Annotated in this window: 18 protein-coding genes, 1 rRNA gene and 1 pseudogene; 13 read left to right on the forward strand and 7 right to left on the reverse strand. The window is 50.8% G+C overall.

Annotated features, from left to right (window positions below):
- Positions 1-97, forward strand: a 5S ribosomal RNA gene (rrf, locus tag AC07RN_RS19725); the annotation flags it as partial.
- Positions 98-200: 103 nt separating this feature from the next.
- Here rrf and mobB read toward each other — a convergent pair.
- Both mobB and mobA read right to left on the reverse strand, forming a co-directional pair.
- On the reverse strand, positions 201-707 hold the full coding sequence (mobB, locus tag AC07RN_RS19730) for a molybdopterin-guanine dinucleotide biosynthesis protein MobB (RefSeq protein ID WP_478337114.1): 507 nt from the start codon (positions 705-707) through the stop codon (positions 201-203).
- Positions 704-1288 carry a molybdenum cofactor guanylyltransferase MobA gene (mobA, locus tag AC07RN_RS19735; RefSeq protein ID WP_478337115.1) on the reverse strand — a complete coding sequence of 195 codons (585 nt, stop codon included), beginning with the start codon at positions 1286-1288 and terminating at the stop codon, positions 704-706. The genes mobB and mobA overlap by 4 nt, the downstream gene beginning before the upstream one ends.
- A 68-nt stretch (positions 1289-1356) precedes the next feature.
- On the opposite strand from mobA, the gene AC07RN_RS19740 reads away from it, so the two are divergent.
- From AC07RN_RS19740 to dsbA, 3 genes are all read left to right on the forward strand, one after another.
- Positions 1357-1626: a YihD family protein gene (locus AC07RN_RS19740; protein WP_059180536.1), complete on the forward strand. Its 270-nt coding sequence runs from the start codon at positions 1357-1359 to the stop codon at positions 1624-1626.
- A gap of 75 nt (positions 1627-1701) precedes the next feature.
- On the forward strand, positions 1702-2688 hold the full coding sequence (locus tag AC07RN_RS19745; RefSeq protein WP_015961062.1) for a serine/threonine protein kinase: 987 nt from the start codon (positions 1702-1704) through the stop codon (positions 2686-2688).
- Between the two features lie 26 nt (positions 2689-2714).
- A complete protein-coding gene (dsbA, locus tag AC07RN_RS19750) occupies positions 2715-3338 on the forward strand; it encodes a thiol:disulfide interchange protein DsbA (RefSeq protein WP_015961061.1) in 624 nt (207 codons plus the stop codon).
- 159 nt (positions 3339-3497) lie between these two features.
- On the opposite strand, the pseudogene AC07RN_RS19755 reads toward dsbA, so the two are convergent.
- Positions 3498-3675: pseudogene (locus AC07RN_RS19755) on the reverse strand (acyltransferase); the annotation flags it as partial.
- Positions 3676-4110: 435 nt separating this feature from the next.
- Here AC07RN_RS19755 and polA point away from each other — a divergent pair.
- A complete protein-coding gene (polA, locus tag AC07RN_RS19760; protein WP_478337116.1) occupies positions 4111-6903 on the forward strand; it encodes a DNA polymerase I in 2793 nt (930 codons plus the stop codon).
- Between the two features lie 166 nt (positions 6904-7069).
- Positions 7070-7117 carry a small protein SpfP gene (gene spfP, locus AC07RN_RS19765; protein ID WP_071892919.1) on the forward strand — a complete coding sequence of 16 codons (48 nt, stop codon included), beginning with the start codon at positions 7070-7072 and terminating at the stop codon, positions 7115-7117.
- Positions 7118-7216: 99 nt separating this feature from the next.
- On the opposite strand, the gene yihA is transcribed toward spfP, so the two are convergent.
- Positions 7217-7843, reverse strand: coding sequence for a ribosome biogenesis GTP-binding protein YihA/YsxC (yihA, locus tag AC07RN_RS19770; RefSeq protein WP_015961059.1), 627 nt, complete (start codon positions 7841-7843; stop codon positions 7217-7219).
- Between the two features lie 575 nt (positions 7844-8418).
- Between yihA and yihI the strand changes: the two genes are divergently transcribed.
- Positions 8419-8934, forward strand: coding sequence for a Der GTPase-activating protein YihI (gene yihI, locus AC07RN_RS19775; protein WP_478337117.1), 516 nt, complete (start codon positions 8419-8421; stop codon positions 8932-8934).
- A 188-nt stretch (positions 8935-9122) separates the two neighbouring features.
- The gene (hemN, locus tag AC07RN_RS19780) at positions 9123-10496 is read left to right on the forward strand and encodes an oxygen-independent coproporphyrinogen III oxidase (protein WP_478337118.1); all 1374 of its coding nucleotides are present in this window, start codon (positions 9123-9125) and stop codon (positions 10494-10496) included.
- 40 nt (positions 10497-10536) lie between these two features.
- Here hemN and glnG read toward each other — a convergent pair whose 3' ends face one another.
- The 3 genes from glnG to glnA all read right to left on the reverse strand — a co-directional run bounded on the left by glnG (position 10537) and on the right by glnA (position 14698).
- On the reverse strand, positions 10537-11949 hold the full coding sequence (gene glnG / locus AC07RN_RS19785; protein WP_015961056.1) for a nitrogen regulation protein NR(I): 1413 nt from the start codon (positions 11947-11949) through the stop codon (positions 10537-10539).
- Positions 11950-11959: 10 nt separating this feature from the next.
- Positions 11960-13009 carry a nitrogen regulation protein NR(II) gene (gene glnL / locus AC07RN_RS19790; protein ID WP_015961055.1) on the reverse strand — a complete coding sequence of 350 codons (1050 nt, stop codon included), beginning with the start codon at positions 13007-13009 and terminating at the stop codon, positions 11960-11962.
- Between the two features lie 279 nt (positions 13010-13288).
- On the reverse strand, positions 13289-14698 hold the full coding sequence (glnA, locus tag AC07RN_RS19795) for a glutamate--ammonia ligase (RefSeq protein WP_015961054.1): 1410 nt from the start codon (positions 14696-14698) through the stop codon (positions 13289-13291).
- A gap of 389 nt (positions 14699-15087) precedes the next feature.
- Here glnA and typA point away from each other — a divergent pair, with 389 nt between their 5' ends.
- The 5 genes from typA (at position 15088) to fabY (ending at position 19992) form a co-directional block, all read left to right on the forward strand.
- The gene (typA, locus tag AC07RN_RS19800) at positions 15088-16911 is read left to right on the forward strand and encodes a ribosome-dependent GTPase TypA (protein ID WP_015961053.1); all 1824 of its coding nucleotides are present in this window, start codon (positions 15088-15090) and stop codon (positions 16909-16911) included.
- Positions 16912-17106: 195 nt separating this feature from the next.
- On the forward strand, positions 17107-17706 hold the full coding sequence (yihX, locus tag AC07RN_RS19805; protein ID WP_478337119.1) for a glucose-1-phosphatase: 600 nt from the start codon (positions 17107-17109) through the stop codon (positions 17704-17706).
- Positions 17700-18572 carry a virulence factor BrkB family protein gene (locus AC07RN_RS19810; protein ID WP_478337120.1) on the forward strand — a complete coding sequence of 291 codons (873 nt, stop codon included), beginning with the start codon at positions 17700-17702 and terminating at the stop codon, positions 18570-18572. The genes yihX and AC07RN_RS19810 overlap by 7 nt, the downstream gene beginning before the upstream one ends.
- Complete coding sequence (gene dtd, locus AC07RN_RS19815; RefSeq protein WP_478337121.1) at positions 18569-19006, forward strand: D-aminoacyl-tRNA deacylase; 438 nt, start codon at positions 18569-18571, stop codon at positions 19004-19006. The genes AC07RN_RS19810 and dtd overlap by 4 nt, the downstream gene beginning before the upstream one ends.
- 44 nt (positions 19007-19050) lie before the next feature.
- Positions 19051-19992 (forward strand): fatty acid biosynthesis protein FabY, encoded by a 942-nt coding sequence (fabY, locus tag AC07RN_RS19820; protein ID WP_041689564.1) that lies wholly within the window; start codon positions 19051-19053, stop codon positions 19990-19992.
- Positions 19993-20006: the final 14 nt, after the last annotated feature.

Genomic DNA, 20006 nt, shown 5'->3' on the forward strand with positions numbered 1-20006 from the left:
TGGTCCCACCTGACCCCATGCCGAACTCAGAAGTGAAACGCCGTAGCGCCGATGGTAGTGTGGGGTCTCCCCATGTGAGAGTAGGGAACTGCCAGGCATCAATAAAGAAGAACCCCGGTCCGCAAGGCCCGGGGTTTTTTGCTTGTGTTTTTGGTGATAATGCTCAGAAAATAAGCCAGGCTGATAAGAAGTCCAGATGTTTACTGCTTCAGTAGCCACTCCTGAATAAAATCAGCAATCTCATCCGTGTTATTGAGATCTAATACGGGCACCTGTAAAGTCAGCAAAACATCACTGGCAACGGCAATCACATCCTCATTTAACATTAACTCATCGACCCCATGCCCGGTACCTTTCCTGAATAATAGAATCTTAGTCACTGGTTCATGCTTAAATCCCTCAACTAATACCAGATCCAAAGCGGAATGATCCATGCGACTCACAAGATAATTGAGATCGAGTGTGTCGTTCTCAGGTGTCTCAGTCATTAGTGCCCATCGCTGCGTACTGGTAACCATGGTTTGTGCGGCTCCAGCGCGACGCAATTCGTAACTGTCCTTACCCGGTTTATCGATATCCATATTGTGATGGGTATGCTTTATTACTCCAGTACGAATACCTCGCTCGTAAAGCGCAGGAATGAGTTTTTTTAGAAGCGATGTTTTGCCTGTGCCACTCCATGCGGCGATGGCTAAAACGGGTTTCATACAATCCCCTGTATATTTCGCAGATCTTCAGGTGTATTCACGTTAATAAAAGCAGATTTTTGATCGCTAAAATCGACTGAATGACCGCCGGATTGACGCATGAACATCATCACTCGACGTTCTCCGGATACTAGGTACGTTTTTAATTCTGCAATTAACTTTCGGTTAATCAATGCAATAGTAGGATGATCTCGCTCGCCATCATGTACCCAGACGACAGGGGCATTATTCCGATTGCTCACCAGACGCTCAGCAAGACAAGCTGGAATAAAAGGAGTATCGCAGGGACAAAAGAGAAACCATTCACGCTCAGACTGCTGCATAACGCTGAGCATACCGGCTAAAGGCCCCGGATAATCGTCCAGACTGTCTTGATAGACGGGATAGCCACTTTGCTGGTAAATATCGATATGCCGGTTAGCACTAATCGCGATGGCATCGACTTGCTTACGAAGCGTATCGGCCACATGCTTCCATAAAGGCTTTCCATTTAGCTCTTGTAAGCCCTTATCTCTTCCCCCCATTCGCGTCGCTCTTCCACCTGCCAGAACCACGGCGAGTACTTCCTTGCATTGATTCACAAATATCGCCTCTTTTATTGTGGGATTGACCCTGATAACGTATTCCCATAAACGAAAGGAGCATCGCAATGAAATGTAAACGTCTGAATGAAGTTATTGAACTCCTCCAGCCAGCCTGGCAAAAAGAGCCGGAACTGAATCTAATCCAATTTTTACAGAAACTGGCGAAAGAGTCAGGTTATGACGGCGAACTGACCGACCTTTCTGATGACATTCTGATCTATCACCTCAAAATGCGCGATTCCGCAAAAGATGCTGCGATTCCGGGGATAAAGAAAGATTACGAAGAAGATTTTAAAACCGCACTTCTACGCGCCCGCGGCGTAATTAAAGAGTAAAACCTTGTAAGAGGCGCCACCGAAATCTCTGTGAAATGATATCCTGAATCATTCGTATAATTTCCGGATGATCGGATGAACGACAAGTCTTTTACTTTCCAGACATTACACCCGGATACCATTATGGATGCCCTGTTCGAACAGGGTATCCGCGTAGACTCCGGGTTAACACCTCTTAACAGCTATGAAAACCGCGTCTATCAATTCCAGGATGAAGACCGCCAGCGTTTTGTCGTTAAGTTTTATCGGCCTCAACGGTGGTCTGCTGAGCAAATTCAGGAAGAGCATCAGTTTGCTCTGGATCTCGTAAATGATGAGATTCCTGTAGCCGCGCCGATCCAATTTGATAACCAAACGTTACTGACGCATAAAGGCTTTTTTTATGCTGTTTTCCCAAGCCTGGGCGGCCGTCAGTTTGAGTCCGATAACATCGATCAAATGGAGTGGGTTGCTCGCTATCTGGGTCGAATTCATCAGACTGGCCGAAAAAAAACCTTTAACGCCCGTCCTGCGATCGGTATTCAGGAATATTTAACAGAACCCCGCCAGGTTTTCGAAACCGCCACGCTGATCCCCAAGGCCCTGAAAGCGAACTTCCTTAAAGCGACCGATGCACTGATTAACGCGGTTGCGATGCACTGGGATGGTCAGGCAGAAACGTTGCGCCTTCATGGGGATTGTCATGCCGGTAATATCCTATGGCGAGATGGTCCTCTGTTTGTCGATCTCGACGATGCCAGAATGGGACCCGCGGTTCAGGATCTCTGGATGCTGCTGAATGGTGATAAAGCGGAACAGCGCATGCAGCTTGAAACCATTATTGAAGCATATGAAGAATTTAGCCCCTTCAATTCAGATGAAATCGCTCTGATTGAACCTTTACGCGCCATGCGTTTTGTATATTATCTCGCATGGTTAATCAGGCGTTGGGACGATCCCGCGTTTCCTAAAAACTTCCCGTGGCTGACCGGGGAAGATTACTGGCGCAGCCAGACAACCACATTTATTGAGCAGGTTAAGGTTCTTAATGAACCTCCACTGCAATTAACGCCAATGTATTAATCGGAAATATCAGGAGAAAGTTGATTATGAAAAAAATATGGCTGGCGCTGGCAGGTATGATTCTGGCATTTAGCGCATCCGCTGCTCAATTCAGCGATGGCAAGCAGTTCAATACCCTTGAGAAACCGGTTGCCGGTGAGCCTCAGGTACTGGAGTTTTTCTCTTTCTATTGCCCCCATTGCTATCAGTTTGAGGAAGTGCTGCACGTTTCTGATAACGTGAAGAAAAAGTTGCCTGAAGGCACCAAAATGACCAAATATCATGTCGAATTCTTGGGTCCATTGGGCAAAGATTTGACCCAGGCTTGGGCTGTTGCACTGGCGTTAGGTGTGGAAGATCAAGTTACCGCGCCAATGTTTGAAGCCGTACAGAAAACCCAAACCGTTCAGACGACGGCTGATATTCGCAAAGTCTTTGTTGATGCCGGTGTGAAAGGCGAAGATTACGACGCTGCATGGAATAGCTTTGTAGTGAAATCCCTGGTCGCCCAACAGGAAAAAGCTGCCGCAGATCTTCAGCTGCAGGGTGTTCCAGCCATGTTCGTTAATGGCAAATATCAAGTAAACCCGCAAGGCATGGATACAAGCAGCATGGACATTTTCGTGCAGCAATATGCTGACACCGTAAAATATCTGGTTGAGAAGAAATAAAAGAAAACGCCGGCTAACAGCCGGCGTTTTTGTTTGGCAATTTAATCCTGTTTATCAGCTCATCTTTATCATTCCATAGCGTGTTTAGCCAACTCTGGAATCGACGCTTGAAATGCTTATCGCTAATGTAATCGCCGTGTAACTCTTCATTCACCTCTACAACGCTAACCCTTCGCACCAGCAATGCATCATGAAATTACAGAATGTCGAAACTGTGCGCCAAACGACTGGAACCGGAAGCAATAATTTGATCACGCCGGCGAGAATAATGGGCACAGAGCGAAAGAGAGTGACCAGAACTCAGCTTTAAGGTGAATGCAGCGAGAAATCTCGACATGATGGGTTTTTGAAGGTGGTTAACTGATAATCAACGAGGGTACCGTTAACGCAGGGCGCTGATTTTATCAGTAAACCTGGCGTCGAATATGCTTTCATTCTGCGATTATGTGGAATTGATTTTGCAACAGAGTTTTCACCCGAAACAATTTTGGCGCAGGGAATATCCACATAGAGTAAATAATCAGCAACCGGAAATATACAGGTAGAATCCTTTCATAGTCGGTTGATCATAAAGCATAAATTATTAAAATTGATATTTAGAATGACATGATTATTCATATGTCATGAAAGTATTCACAAAGTTATCCACAGTTTTAATTTGCGAGTGATCCTCAGGATCGCGAAATCTTTTCCTGGACACGGCGCTAAAAACTGATGTTTTCATCCGTCTGTGGCATCCTTGAACCATAAATTAATTAAAGGCACGTACACTATGGTTCAGATCCCAGAAAACCCTCTTATTCTCGTCGATGGCTCTTCTTACCTTTATCGGGCGTATCATGCGTTTCCTCCTCTGACCAATAGCGCGGGGTTGCCGACCGGCGCGATGTACGGCGTGCTGAACATGCTGCGCAGCCTCATCCTTCAGTATCAGCCATCGCATGCCGCGGTCGTTTTTGACGCGAAGGGCAAAACGTTCCGCGATGAACTGTTCGAGCATTACAAATCCCATCGTCCCCCTATGCCGGACGATTTGCGTGCGCAAATTGAGCCTCTGCATGCCATGGTGAAAGCAATGGGCTTGCCGTTGCTGGCCGTTTCTGGCGTTGAAGCTGATGACGTCATTGGCACGCTGGCGCGTGAAGCTGAAAAGTTAGGCCGTCCGGTGCTAATCAGCACGGGTGATAAAGACATGGCTCAACTCGTCACCCCTGGTATCACCCTAATCAATACCATGACAAATACCATTCTTGGGCCAGATGAAGTCGCCACCAAATATGGCGTGCCTCCAGAACTGATTATCGATTTCCTGGCCTTGATGGGTGACTCCTCAGATAACATCCCAGGCGTGCCGGGTGTAGGCGAAAAAACTGCGCAAGCGCTGCTTCAAGGGTTAGGTGGGCTGGACACCCTGTATGCTGAATCAGATAAAATCGCTGGCTTAACATTCCGTGGCGCGAAAACCATAGCCGCGAAGCTGGAACAGAACAAAGAGGTGGCCTACCTCTCCTACAAACTGGCGACCATCAAAACCGACGTTGAACTGGAACTGACCTGTGAACAGCTTGAGGTGCAGCAACCTATTGCTGAAGAGCTGCTTGGCCTGTTTAAGCAATATGAATTCAAGCGCTGGATAACCGATGTCGAAGCCGGCAAATGGATGCAAGCTAAGGGCAGTAAACCTGCCGCGAAGCCAAAAGACACCATTGTCGTCAATGCTGAAGACGAAGTAGAAGAAGAGGCGACGACGCTCTCTTATGATAACTATGAAGTGGTGCTTGAAGAGTCTCAGCTCATTGCCTGGATAGAAAAACTGAAAAAAGCGCCCGTTTTTGCTTTTGATACCGAAACCGACAGCCTTGATAACATCTCTGCCAATATGGTGGGTCTGTCATTTGCGACGGAGCCTGGCATGGCGGCTTACGTTCCTGTCGCGCATGACTATCTTGATGCCCCTAATCAGATCTCCCGTGAGCGCGTACTGGAATTAATGAAACCGCTCCTCGAGGATGAGAAAGCCAAAAAAGTTGGGCAAAACCTCAAGTTTGACCGCGGCATTTTGCAAAATTACGGCGTTGAGCTGCGCGGTATTGCCTATGACACCATGCTGGAATCGTACATTCTGAACAGTGTCGCGGGCCGCCATGATATGGATTCGCTTTCAGATCGCTGGCTTAAGCATAAAACCGTCACCTTTGAAGAGATCGCCGGTAAAGGGAAGAATCAACTGACGTTTAATCAGATCGCGCTCGAAGAAGCGGGCCGTTACGCGGCGGAAGACGCCGACGTCACGCTGCAACTGCATCTGAAAATGTGGCCAAAACTGCAAAAGCAGGAAGGCCCGCTGAATGTATTCGAACATATTGAAATGCCGCTGGTGCCCGTTATTTCGCGCATTGAGCGCAATGGCGTCAAAATCGATCCGGCGGTGTTGCACAAACATTCTGAGGAGCTTGCCCTACGATTGAGTGAGCTTGAGCAAAAAGCCCATGAGATTGCCGGAGAGCCGTTCAACCTGTCCTCCACCAAGCAGTTGCAGACTATCTTGTTTGAAAAGCAAGGTATCAAGCCGCTGAAGAAAACGCCTGGTGGTGCACCATCAACGTCTGAAGAGGTACTGGAGGAGCTGGCACTCGATTACCCATTACCTAAAGTGATTCTGCAATACCGTGGTCTCGCCAAGCTTAAATCGACTTATACCGATAAGCTTCCGTTGATGATTAACCCAAAAACCAGTCGCGTTCACACCTCTTATCATCAGGCGGTTGCGGCGACAGGGCGTTTGTCCTCTACTGAGCCAAACCTGCAGAACATCCCGGTTCGTAATGAAGAGGGGCGCAGAATCCGTCAGGCATTTATCGCGCCGAAAGATTATCTGATTGTATCTGCCGACTACTCGCAAATTGAACTGCGCATCATGGCGCATTTGTCGCGGGATAAAGGCTTACTGACCGCATTTGCCGAAGGCAAAGATATCCATCGCGCGACTGCAGCAGAAGTTTTTGGTTTGCCACTGGATAGCGTGACCAACGATCAGCGCCGTAGTGCGAAAGCGATCAATTTTGGTCTGATTTACGGCATGAGCGCGTTTGGCCTTTCTCGCCAGCTAAATATTCCGCGCAAAGAGTCGCAAAAATACATGGACCTCTACTTTGAGCGTTATCCAGGCGTTCTGGAATACATGGAACGCACGCGCGCGCAGGCGAAGGAAAAAGGTTATGTCGAAACGCTGGACGGCCGTCGCCTTTATCTCCCTGACATCACGTCAAGCAATGCAGCTCGTCGAGCTGGAGCAGAGCGAGCGGCGATCAACGCACCGATGCAGGGCACGGCAGCCGACATCATCAAACGTGCAATGATTGCAGTGGATGCTTGGCTTGAAAAAGACAAACCGCGCGTGCGCATGATCATGCAGGTACACGATGAACTGGTGTTCGAAGTTCATCATGAAGATCTGGAAGCCGTTTCTAAAAAGATCCATGAACTGATGGAAGGCAGCATGACATTAGATGTGCCGTTGCTGGTGGAAGTAGGAAGCGGTGAAAACTGGGACTTGGCTCACTAATGATTCGATGCGTAATGCGCTTTTTATGTAAGTAAGCAACATAACAGTGTGCATTATGTGACATTCATTAGATTTACCTATGTAAAGAGTGAAAAAAAACTACAAAAAATGCTTTGTCCAGCGATAAAAAAAGAGTAGAGTTATTCGCGTAGGGTACAGAGGTAAGATGTTCTATCTTTCAGACCTTTTACTTCACGTAATCGGATTTGGCTGAATATTTTAGCCGCCCCAGTCAGTAATGACTGGGGCGTTTTTTATTGCGGCAAAGAAAATTTTCGGCAAAAAAAAAGCGCGGACATCGCCGCGCTTCTTATCACTCTTCCGCTTCTACAGCGGGTTCCAGCCCGTTATACCAACTGTCTAGCTTTTGACGTAAAACATCGACGCCTTGCTTTTTCAGCGATGAAAACGTCTCAATTTGCACGTCACCGTTGAATGCCAGTGCGGCTTCACGCACCATCTTGAGCTGCGCTTTACGCGCTCCGCTGGCCAGCTTGTCGGATTTGGTCAATAGCACTAGAACTGGGATTTCACTCGCTACCGCCCAGTGGATCATCTGCTGATCGAGATCTTTCAGCGGGTGGCGGATATCCATCAGCACAACCAGACCTTTCAGGCACTGGCGTTTTTCAAGATATTCACCCAGGGCTTTTTGCCATTTGAGTTTTACCTCTTCTGGAACTTCCGCATAGCCGTAGCCGGGTAAATCAACCAGTCGCTTGCCTTCAGCCACTTCAAACAAGTTAATAAGCTGAGTACGCCCTGGGGTTTTTGAGGTACGCGCCAGGCTTCTCTGATTAGTCAGCGTATTGAGGGCGCTGGATTTCCCTGCATTAGAACGGCCCGCAAACGCCACTTCAATCCCGGTATCAGGGGGTAAGTGGCGAATATCAGGCGCACTGGTGACAAAATTCGTCTGTTGATAGTTCCAGTTAGTCACGTACTTGTCTCCAAAATTCTTATTCTGAAAGGGATTATACCTGAATGCAGGCAAAAGGCTTTCCCTTCGCGAATGCGGCGTACGTTAACACCTTCTCCATTGTGAGATATCCGCCATGATATCTATGGGACATTTCAGACTAATGCCAGGCTTTAAAATAACCAATCCATTTAAAATCAAAGAGTTGTTTTTAAGTATTTTTCCTAAAATCCTTTTTTGTACACTTTCGTTACTTGTCAGAAGAACTGAAAAAGGTAAAGTAGCACCCACGGCGAGGATGCCATCAGGATTATGACTTAAGGATGAGGGTCAGGAGCGCCAGGAGGCGAAGACTCAGGATTACAAGGACGACACGCCAGGAGGCGTTTAAAAGGGAAATGGAACCGTATCACGGATGATTGCGCTAAAGGATAAACAGGGTTAGTTGTTGGCGAACAGGGATTGTAAAACCCGTTTAGGGTGGTGAGTCAGGAAAAAAGGCGACAGATTGCTCTGTCGCCTTTTTTCTTTGCTTGCTTTCTGCTAGATTTCGCCGCAATTCTATACTGAATAAAACGGCTTAAAGATAAGACATCATGAAAAAACCGACCTCTGCAGCGGGCGCGAAACGCCCGACAAAAGCGCACCGCAAAACACGTGAAGAACTGAATCAGGAAGCACGCGATCGCAAACGTGTTAAAAAGCACAGTGGGCATTCTGCGGGGAGCCGTGCGAATGGTAGCAGTGCATCAGGTTCTGCTGCACAAAACAGCAAACAGAAAGATCCACGCATTGGCAGTAAAACGCCAATTCCACTGGGCGTGACGGACACCCCAGTCGTCAAGCAGCACAAACCCAAGAGCGAGAAACCTATGCTTTCACCGCAGGCTGAGCTGGATATGCTGGAGAATGATGAGCGCCTGGACGCGCTGCTGGAACGCCTTGAAGCAGGCGAAAAACTGAATGCTGATGAGCAGAAATGGGTCGATGCCAAACTAGACCGTATTGATGAACTGATGCAGCAGCTCGGTCTTTCTTATGAAGATGATGAAGACGACGAAGAAGAAGAGAAGCAAGACGACATGATGCGTCTTCTGAAAGGTGGAAACTAACATTTGCACCCGGCAGGCTCTATCGTCCTGCTTATAACCCTTCCGGTTATATGTTATCTGGTGTGGTTATTCGTTAAACTACGGCGGTTGTCGCGGCGACAGAGGTTGTTGCGCACCCGAATGATGACCCGCAATGGGGTAAAAACGGGCCGCCGTATACGAATGCGACACCATCGGAAGGAGTGAACATGTCTGTACTGAGCATCGACTGGGATCTGGCCCTGATCCAAAAATATAACTATTCCGGGCCGCGTTATACCTCATATCCGACTGCGCTGGAGTTTGCCGAAACGTTCAGTGAGGCTGATTTTCAGCAAGCCGTGGTGCGTTATCCTGAGCGCCCGCTTTCGCTGTATGTTCACATCCCTTTTTGCCACAAGCTCTGCTATTTCTGCGGCTGTAATAAGATCGTGACTCGCCAGCAGCATAAAGCCGACCACTATCTTGATGCCCTTGAGCAGGAAATTCTGCACCGCGCACCGCTTTTTGCTGGCCGTCACGTTAGCCAGCTGCACTGGGGCGGCGGTACGCCGACCTATCTGAATAAAGCACAAATCAGCCGCCTGATGGATCTGCTGCGGGCAAACTTCCGGTTCGATGCTGATGCCGAAATTTCTATTGAAGTCGATCCGCGTGAAATTGAACTGGATGTCGTCGATCACCTGCGCGCCGAAGGCTTCAACCGTCTGAGTATGGGGGTCCAGGACTTCAACAAAGAGGTCCAGCGTCTGGTTAACCGCGAGCAGGATGAAGATTTTATTTTTGCTCTCCTGAACCATGCTCGCGAAATTGGTTTTACCTCAACCAATATTGACCTGATTTATGGCCTGCCGAAGCAGACGCCTGAAAGCTTTGCCTTCACCCTTAAACGTGTGGCAGAGCTGAATCCCGATCGCCTGAGTGTCTTTAACTATGCGCATCTGCCAACGCTGTTTGCGGCGCAACGTAAAATCAAAGATGCTGACCTGCCGTCTGCGCAGCAGAAGCTCGATATCCTGCAAGAAACCATCACGTCATTGACGGAAACTGGCTATCAGTTTATCGGTATGGATCACTTTGCCCGCCCGGATGATGAGCTGGCCATCGCCCAACGCGAAGGCGTGCTGCATCGTAATTTCCAGGGCTACACCACTCAGGGCGACAGCGATTTACTGGGCATGGGCGTATCCGCCATCAGTATGATCGGCGACTGCTATGCGCAAAACCAGAAAGAGCTGAAGCAGTATTATCAGCAGGTGGATGACATCGGGAACGCGCTGTGGCGCGGGATTGCTTTAACGCGTGACGATTGTATTCGCCGCGACGTTATTAAGGCGCTTATCTGTAATTTCCGCCTCGATTTTGAGCCAGTAGAAGCGCAATGGGATCTTAACTTTTCTGATTATTTTGCCGAAGATTTGAAGCTGATCGCCCCGCTGGCGAAAGATGGGCTGGTGGATGTGACGGATAAAGCGATTCAGGTGACGCCGAAAGGGCGCTTATTAATTCGTAATATCTGCATGTGTTTTGACGCCTATCTGCGCCAGAAGGCACGACTGCAGCAGTTCTCAAGAGTCATTTAAGCAATAAACCGGAGGCACAAGCCTCCGGTTTGAACTTTACTTATTCCATTCCTAACTCTTTCAGCTTACGCGTCAGGGTATTTCGCCCCCAACCTAGCAGTCGAGCCGCTTCCTGTTTGTGCCCTTGAGTGTGGCGAAGTGCGGTCGTCAGCAACGTACGCTCCATCTCTGGCTGTGCCTCTGACAATAAATTTTGATGACCGGAACGCAGCGCGCGATCCGCCCATTGCGCCAGAAGCGTTGCCCAGCTATCGGGCAATGACTGCCCGTTGCTGCTCTCTGGGGCTGTCGCTTCAAACAACTCACTCGGTAAATCCTGGATCAACACTTCCTGACCGGCAGCCATCACGGTGAGCCAGCGGCAGGTGTTTTCAAGCTGGCGCACGTTTCCGGGCCAGGCGAGACGAGTTAATGCAGCATCGGTCTCCGGATGCAGGAGTTTGGCTTCCACACCCAATTCGCGGGCAGCAACCTGCAAAAAGTGGCGTGCCAGACGGGGAATATCTTCACGGCGCTCGCGCAGCGGCGGCAGATGAACGCGGATAACGTTCAGGCGGTGGAACAAATCCTCACGGAATTTGCCTTCCTGAACGCGTTGCTCCAGGTTCTGGTGCGTCGCGGCGATAATACGCACGTCCACTTTCACCGGCGCATAACCGCCGACGCGATAGAACTGACCATCGGCCAGTACGCGCAACAGACGAGTCTGCACATCCATCGGCATATCACCGATTTCATCAAGGAACAGCGTCCCGCCATCGGCTTGCTCAAAGCGCCCCTGACGAACGGTGTTCGCACCGGTAAAGGCCCCTTTCTCGTGACCAAACAGTTCCGACTCGATCAAGTCTTTTGGAATCGCCGCCATATTCAGCGCGATAAACGGCGCTTTCGCACGCGGACTGTGGCGGTGCAGGGCGTGGGCAACCAGCTCTTTACCGGTCCCGGACTCACCATTAATCAAAACGCTGATGGATGAGCGCGATAAACGCCCAATGATGCGAAACACGTCCTGCATGGCAGGCGCTTCGCCAATAATATCGGTCGTTGGCCCAAACACTGGCGCATTGCGCGGCTGTTGCTGTTCCTGATAATGACTGATCGCGCGCTCAACCAGCGCTACCGCTTCGTCGATATCAAACGGCTTGGGTAAATAATCAAATGCACCCTGCTGGTACGCGCTCACGGCCGCATCCAGATCGGAATGTGCGGTCATTATGATGACCGGCAACATCGGGTGGCGCTGCTTGATTTGCTTCAGTAACGCAAGCCCGTCCATTCCCGGCATGCGAATATCAGAAAGCAGCACGTCCGGGGTTTTGGTGATGAGCGCGTCAAGCACTTCGCTACCGCTTTCAAAGGTGGTGCAGTTTAATCCTGCTCCGGTAAGCGCGCGTTCGAGCACCCAGCGAATGGAACTATCATCATCGACTACCCAGACTATCCCTCGTTGCATCGTCGTCACCTTATTTTTTTATTGGCAGGTAAACCGAAAACTCGGTATGACCCGGCCAACTGGTAAATTCAATTTTGCCGGAGTGTTGATCGATCAAATTGCGGGCAATGGACAACCCAAGCCCGGTGCCGCCTTCACGGCCGCTCACCATCGGGTAGAAAAGCGTATCTTGAAGGTGCGATGGAATACCCGGCCCGTTGTCTTCAACGTCGATTCTCGCCGCCAGGCGATAGCGCACGCCGTGTAGTGTCAGCTGGAATGCCGTGCGGGTACGTAAAACAATTTCGCCGCCTTCGGGGCCTAACGCCTGAAGAGCATTGCGCACGATGTTCAGCAGAACTTGCTCAACCTGGTCGGGATCGTGCGGTAATTCCGGCAGGCTCGGATCGTAATCGCGAATCAGTTTGACGTTAGGTGGGAGCTCCATCGACACCAACTTCACGACCCGCTCCGCCACTTTATGAATACTTTCCGTTACGTGCATACCCGGCTGCTGCGGCCCAAGTAAACGGTCAACCAGATTGCGCAGGCGGTCGGCCTGTTCAATGATGACGTTGGTATATTCCGCCAGCGCAGGGTCTGGCAGCGCCTTGGTCAACAGCTGTGCTGCACCGCGTAAACCGCCTAATGGGTTTTTGATTTCGTGGGCAAGGCCTCTCACCAGATCGCGTGCAGCAATCTGCTGTGCATGCTGAAGCTGTTCCTGGCTGAGCCGACGCAGATTATCCATCGGCGCCATTTCCAGTAAAATCAGGCCGTCCGGCAAGCGTTGCGCCGTTAACGAGAGAATATGCGAGCGTCCGTCGATAACCAGGGTCACTTCGTTGTCGGTAAACCCCTGACCGGCAGCCAAACTTTCCTGCATCAACGCGATATTCAGTGAAAAATAACTCAACAGTTCCGGTAAAGGTGTGCCGAATAATTTGCGTGAGCTTTGGGCGAGCAACTGCTGCGCCGCAGGGTTGGCGTAATGGACCGCCAGCTCATCATCGACAAGTAAGATACTGTTGATTAAAGAATTGAGGATCTGCCCAGCATCGGGCAGCGCGCCAGTTGCCATTCAGCAGTCTCCTGGAGTAGGTGCACTAATTTAGTGCAGTATAGCTTTTTCGTCGTGAAAAGCGCGTCAGATCAGTCTGTTGGTGGAGAAAAAAGCCCATCCGAAGATGGGCTGAAAGTTTCCACGGCAACAAAAATCTTCTCGCGTCTTTCTCGCCACCACTGCGTTGGCAACCTTCGTTAACCCCGGCCACATAGCTGTCTATGCCCCGGAGATTTACTCAGTTGCCGCCTTGCTGCGACAAGAAATCCGCCGAATAGGGTTTTCTTTAATGCTGACTTAAACGCTGTAGTACAGCTCGAACTCAACCGGGTGCGGAGTCATGCGTACGCGGTCGTTCTCTTCGATACGCAGGCCGATGTAAGCATCGATTGCATCGTCAGTGAACACACCACCCGCCGTCAGGAACTCACGGTCGGCGTCCAGCGCGTTCAGTGCTTCTTCCAGAGAGCCTGCAACCTGTGGGATCTCTTTCGCTTCTTCTGGCGGCAGGTCATACAGGTTTTTATCCATGGCTTCGCCAGGATGGATCTTGTTCTTAATGCCGTCCAGACCCGCCATCAGCAGTGCTGCGAAGCACAGGTATGGGTTAGCGGCTGGATCCGGGAAGCGCACTTCGATACGACGTGCTTTCGGAGATGCCACCACTGGGATACGGATAGACGCAGAACGGTTACGCGCGGAGTAAGCCAGCATAACAGGGGCTTCATAACCTGGGACCAGACGCTTGTAGGAGTTGGTCGTTGGGTTTGCCAGGGCGTTGATTGCTTTAGCGTGCTTGATAACACCGCCGATGTAGAACAGCGCTTGCTCAGACAGACCCGCATATTTGTCACCAGAGAACAGGTTTACGCCGTTCTTGGACAGGGACATGTGGCAGTGCATACCGGAACCGTTGTCGCCAAACATTGGTTTTGGCATAAAGGTCGCAGTTTTACCGAAGCGGTGAGCAACGTTGTGCACCACATATTTGTAGATCTGAATTTCATCCGCTTTTTTGGTCATGGTGTTAAAGCGGGTTGCGATTTCGTTCTGGCCCGCCGTCGCCACTTCGTGGTGGTGAGCTTCAACCACCAGGCCCATCTCTTCCATGATCAGACACATGGTAGAACGGATGTCCTGTGAAGAATCGACCGGAGGAACCGGGAAGTAACCGCCTTTCACGCCAGGACGGTGACCTTTGTTACCGCCTTCGTATTTGGTGGAGGAGTTCCATGCGCCTTCGATATCATCGATAGCCACGTGGGAACCGGAAATGGACGCACCAAAACGAATGTCGTCGAACAGGAAGAATTCTGGCTCTGGCCCAAACAGAACGGTGTCTGCAATGCCAGTAGAGCGCAGGTACTCTTCAGCGCGTTTAGCGATGGAGCGTGGGTCGCGATCGTAGCCCTGCAGCGTGCCTGGCTCAAGAATGTCGCAACGGATAATCAGGGTAGACTCTTCGTAGAACGGGTCAATGAGCGCAGTCGTTGAATCTGGCATCAGCACCATGTCGGATTCGTTAATGCCTTTCCAGCCACCGATAGAGGAGCCGTCAAACATTTTGCCTTCTTCGAAGAATTCGGCATTTACCTGGTGAGCAGGAATTGTGACGTGCTGTTCTTTGCCTTTGGTATCGGTGAAGCGCAGATCAACAAACTTCACTTCATGTTCGTTCAGCATCGTCAAAACGTGTTCAGCGGACATACTTAACTCTCCCGGATTGGTCATTGTCGTCGTGGTAACGAGGTCTTCAATTCTGTGTAAGGCTGGCGTTGTCGCCATCTTTTTGCCGTATTTTTATAAAGCGAAATCTGTGCCAACTTTCAAATTACCCCCAAAAGGCGCTATCATGCACACCATAGTGCAAACGACCTGCACCACGAACGTCACATTGCACCATTATAGTGCTTCGATGTGAACATTGAGCACCATAATGGTGCGATTTCCGTTAAAGTGCACTTTTTACGCTGCGTGAAAGCGATCACAAAGCAACTCTGCAATACTTGTTTGCGGAGGATGTTTGTGATCCTGTTTAGTCCTGCGATTAATCCGTGTACAATAACGCGCTATTTCTAAATGCCTGAGGCAAAGTTGTGATCGAAAATCTGCGTAATATCGCCATCATCGCGCACGTTGACCATGGTAAAACTACCCTGGTTGACAAGCTGCTACAGCAATCCGGTACGTTCAGCAATGATCGTGCGGAAGCCACCGAACGCGTGATGGACTCCAACGATTTGGAGAAAGAGCGTGGGATTACCATCCTCGCTAAAAACACCGCTATCAAATGGAATGACTACCGTATCAACATCGTTGATACCCCAGGGCACGCCGACTTCGGTGGTGAAGTTGAACGTGTAATGTCCATGGTAGACTCCGTTCTGCTGGTCGTTGACGCAATGGATGGCCCAATGCCGCAGACGCGCTTCGTAACCAAAAAGGCATTTGCCCATGGTTTGAAGCCAATCGTGGTTATCAACAAAGTTGACCGTCCTGGCGCGCGTCCTGACTGGGTTGTGGATCAGGTCTTCGACCTGTTCGTAAACCTGGATGCAAGCGACGAGCAACTCGACTTCCCAATCATCTATGCATCAGCATTGATGGGTATCGCGGGCAACGAACACACTGATATGGCGGAAGACATGACCCCGCTGTACCAGGCTATCGTTGACCACGTTAAAGCACCGAGCGTTGATCTTGACGGTCCGTTCCAGATGCAAATCTCCCAGCTGGATTACAACAACTACGTTGGCGTAATCGGCATCGGTCGTATCAAACGTGGCCGTGTGAAACCTAACCAGCAGATCACTCTGATCGACAGCGAAGGTAAAACACGTAACGGTAAAGTCGGTAAAGTACTGACTCACCTCGGTCTGGAGCGTATTGAATCCACCGAAGCTGAAGCGGGCGATATCATCGCGATCACCGGTCTGGGCGAACTGAACATCTCCGACACCCTTTGCGATCCGCAAAATGTCGAAGCGCTGCCAGCGCTGTCTGTTGATGAACCAACAGTTACCATGTTCTTCAACGTCAACACCTCTCCGTTCTGTGGCAAAGAAGGTAAATATGTTACCTCTCGTCAGATTCTTGACCGCCTGAACAAAGAGCTGGTGCACAACGTGGCACTGCGTGTTGAAGAAACCGAAGATGCGGACGCGTTCCGTGTATCCGGTCGTGGTGAGCTGCACCTGTCCGTTCTTATCGAAAACATGCGTCGTGAAGGCTTCGAACTGGCTGTGTCCCGTCCGAAAGTTATCAACCGTATGATCGACGGCCGTTTGCAAGAGCCGTTCGAGAACGTGACGCTGGACATCGAAGAACAGCACCAGGGTTCTGTGATGCAGGCAATGGGCGAGCGTAAGGGCGATGTCAAAGACATGATCCCTGACGGCAAAGGCCGTATTCGTCTGGATTACCTGATCCCGGCACGTGGCCTGATCGGCTTCCGTACCGAGTTCATGACCATGACGTCTGGTACTGGTCTGCTGTACTCCACGTTCAGCCACTACGATGACGTTAAACCGGGTGAAATCGGCCAGCGCCAGAACGGCGTGCTGATCTCTAACGGCCAGGGTAAAGCAGTTGCGTTCGCACTGTTCAGCCTGCAGGATCGCGGTAAGCTGTTCCTGGGTCACGGTGCAGAAGTTTACGAAGGCCAGATCATCGGTATTCACAGTCGTTCTAACGACCTGACTGTAAACTGCCTGACCGGTAAGAAACTGACCAACATGCGTGCTTCCGGTACTGACGAAGCGACCACGCTGGTTCCAGCACTGAAAATGTCTCTTGAGCAGGCTCTGGAATTTATCGATGACGACGAACTGGTAGAAGTGACTCCTACCTCCGTACGTATCCGTAAACGTCACCTGACTGAGAACGACCGTAAACGTGCGGGCCGTGGCAGCAAAGACTAATACGACTCCTTTTTAAGGATGCGTAGTCCGGGCTAAGCGAAAGTGATACCCGGCAAAAAAAGCCGCTGAGTTTCAGCGGCTTTTTTATTGGCACCCATTCAGACCCCCTCCTATGCGCTAAGCTGAACCTGACGCATAGCCAAAGCTTATCTTTCCCGCTACAGTTATTTCTTCACGGCGCAAAGGGAGATAAACATGCTTTATATCTTTGACTTAGGAAATGTCATCGTTGATATCGATTTCAATCGGGTGCTGGGCGCATGGAGCGATTTCAGCCGCGTGCCGCTGGCGACGCTCAAACAGAACTTCGCAATGGGCGAGGCGTTTCATCAGCACGAGCGCGGTGAAATCAGCGATGAGGCCTTCGCAGAAGCGATGTGCCATGAAATGGTTTTGCCGCTGAGCTACGAGCAATTTTCCCACGGCTGGCAGGCGGTCTTTGTGGCGATACGTCCGGATGTTGTCGACATCATGCACAAACTGCGCGAGCATGGGCATCGCGTGGTAGTCCTGTCCAATACCAACCGTCTTCACACCACTTTCTGGCCGGAGGAATATCCGGAGATCTGCGCAGCAGCCGATAAAATTTACCTTTCCCAGGAGATGGGCATGCGTAAACCGGAAGCGCGAATTTACCAGGCCGTCTTGCAGGCCGAAGGTTTCTCCGCCGCCGATGCGGTCTTTTTTGACGACAACGCCGATAATATTGAGGGTGCTAACCAGTTGGGTATCACCTCAATTTTGGTGACCGGGAAAGAGACGATACCGAATTATTTTGCGAAGCAGGTATGTTAAAAAACGTTCATCAAAAAGCTTCACATCACACCCGTCCGTTTCGGGCATGGATAAAACTGCTCTGGCAGCGCATTGATGAGGACAACATGACCACGCTGGCGGGCAATCTCGCTTATGTGTCGTTGCTTTCGTTGGTGCCGCTGGTGGCGGTGATTTTTGCGCTGTTCGCTGCATTTCCGATGTTTTCGGAAGTCAGCGTCCAACTGCGACATTTTGTCTTTGCTAACTTTATGCCGGCAACGGGCGACGTCATCCAGCGCTACATCGAACAGTTTGTCGCCAACTCCAGCAAGATGACGGCGGTCGGCGCCTGCGGGCTGATCGTCACGGCGCTGCTGCTGATGTATGCCATTGATAGTGCACTCAATACCATCTGGCGCAGCAAAAAAGTGCGGCCAAAAGTTTACTCTTTCGCCGTCTACTGGATGATTTTGACCCTCGGCCCGCTGCTGGCGGGGGCAAGTCTGGCCATCAGTTCTTATCTGCTGTCTCTACGCTGGGCCAGCGAGCTGAACACGGTGATTGATAACGTGCTGCGGATCTTTCCGCTGATTTTGTCGTGGCTCGCCTTTTGGCTCCTTTACAGCATTGTGCCGACCCTTCGTGTCCCTAATCGTGATGCCATTGTCGGTGCCCTGGTTGCGGCCATTCTCTTCGAATTGGGAAAAAAAGGCTTCGCACTTTACATCACCACATTCCCTTCCTATCAGCTGATTTATGGCGTGCTGGCTGTCGTGCCGATTCTGTTCGTCTGGGTCTACTGGACCTGGTGCATCGTCTTGCTTGGGGCGGAAATAACTGTCACTCTCGGGGAATACCGCAAACTCAAATTAGCCGCAGAACAAGAAGAAGCAGACCAACCATGATTGCATTGATTCAGCGCGTAAACCGTGCCAGCGTCACCGTGGAGGACGAGGTGACGGGTGAAATTGGCCCAGGACTTTTGGTGTTGTTAGGTGTCGAAAAGGATGACGACGAGCAAAAGGCCAATCGCTTGTGCGAGCGAGTGCTCGGCTATCGCATTTTCAGCGATGCAGACGGCAAGATGAATCTCAACGTCCAGCAGGCCGGTGGCAGCGTGCTGGTGGTGTCTCAATTTACGCTGGCGGCCGATACCGACCGTGGCATGCGCCCAGGATTTTCGAAAGGGGCTGCGCCCGATCGTGCTGAGGCGTTGTACGACTACTTTGTTGAGCGTTGTCGCCAACAAGAAATGAACACGCAAACCGGACGATTCGCTGCAGATATGCAGGTCTCGCTGGTGAACGATGGCCCCGTCACCTTCTGGCTGCAGGTATGAGCCAGCTGGCGGCCTGGCCGCGGGTAACAAGAGAGAGTACCGCTATGTATCATCTACGCGTACCGCAAACAGAAGAAGAGTTAGAGGTTTACTACCATTTCCGTTGGGAAATGCTGCGCAAACCGTTGCATCAGCCGAAAGGCTCAGAGCGTGATGCCTGGGATGCAATGGCGCACCATCAGATGGTGGTGGATGAAGAGGGGAATCTGGTTGCGGTCGGCCGCTTATACATCAATGCCGACTATGAAGCCTCCATCCGCTTTATGGCGGTTCATCCCTCCGTGCAGGACAAAGGGCTGGGCACGCTGATGGCGATGACGCTGGAGTCCGTTGCCCGTCAGGAGGGTGTAAAGCGCGTCACCTGTAGTGCCCGCGAAGATGCGGTTGAGTTTTTCTCTAAGCTCGGATTCGTCAACGAAGGCGAAATCACCGCGCCACAAACCACGCCGATACGGCATTTCCTGATGATCAAACCGATCGCCTCCCTCGATGACATTTTGCATCGCGGTGACTGGTGCGGTCAGCTGCAGCAGGCCTGGTATCAGCACATTCCGCTCAGCGAGAAAATGGGCGTACGCATCCAGCAATATACCGGGCAGAAATTCATTACCACCATGCCGGAAATCGGCAATCAAAACCCGCACCACACGCTGTTTGCCGGGAGTCTGTTCTCGCTGGCGACGCTGACGGGCTGGGGGTTGATCTGGCTGATGCTGCGCGAACGCCACCTTGGCGGCACCATTATTCTTGCCGATGCGCATATCCGTTACAGCAGGCCCATCAGCGGTAAACCAAGCGCGATTGCCGATTTAGGCTGTCTGAGCGGCGATCTGGACCGTCTGGCACGTGGACGTAAAGCCCGCGTGCAGATGCAGGTAGAATTGTTTGGCGACGAGACGTCGGGAGCTGTGTTCGAGGGAACCTATATCGTCCTGCCTGCGAAACCGTATGGTGCCTTTGAAGAGGGCGGGAACGAGGAAGAGTAGCCTCAAGCCAGCCT

The sequence above is a fragment of the Lelliottia sp. GFLA7 genome, from assembly GCF_056490165.1.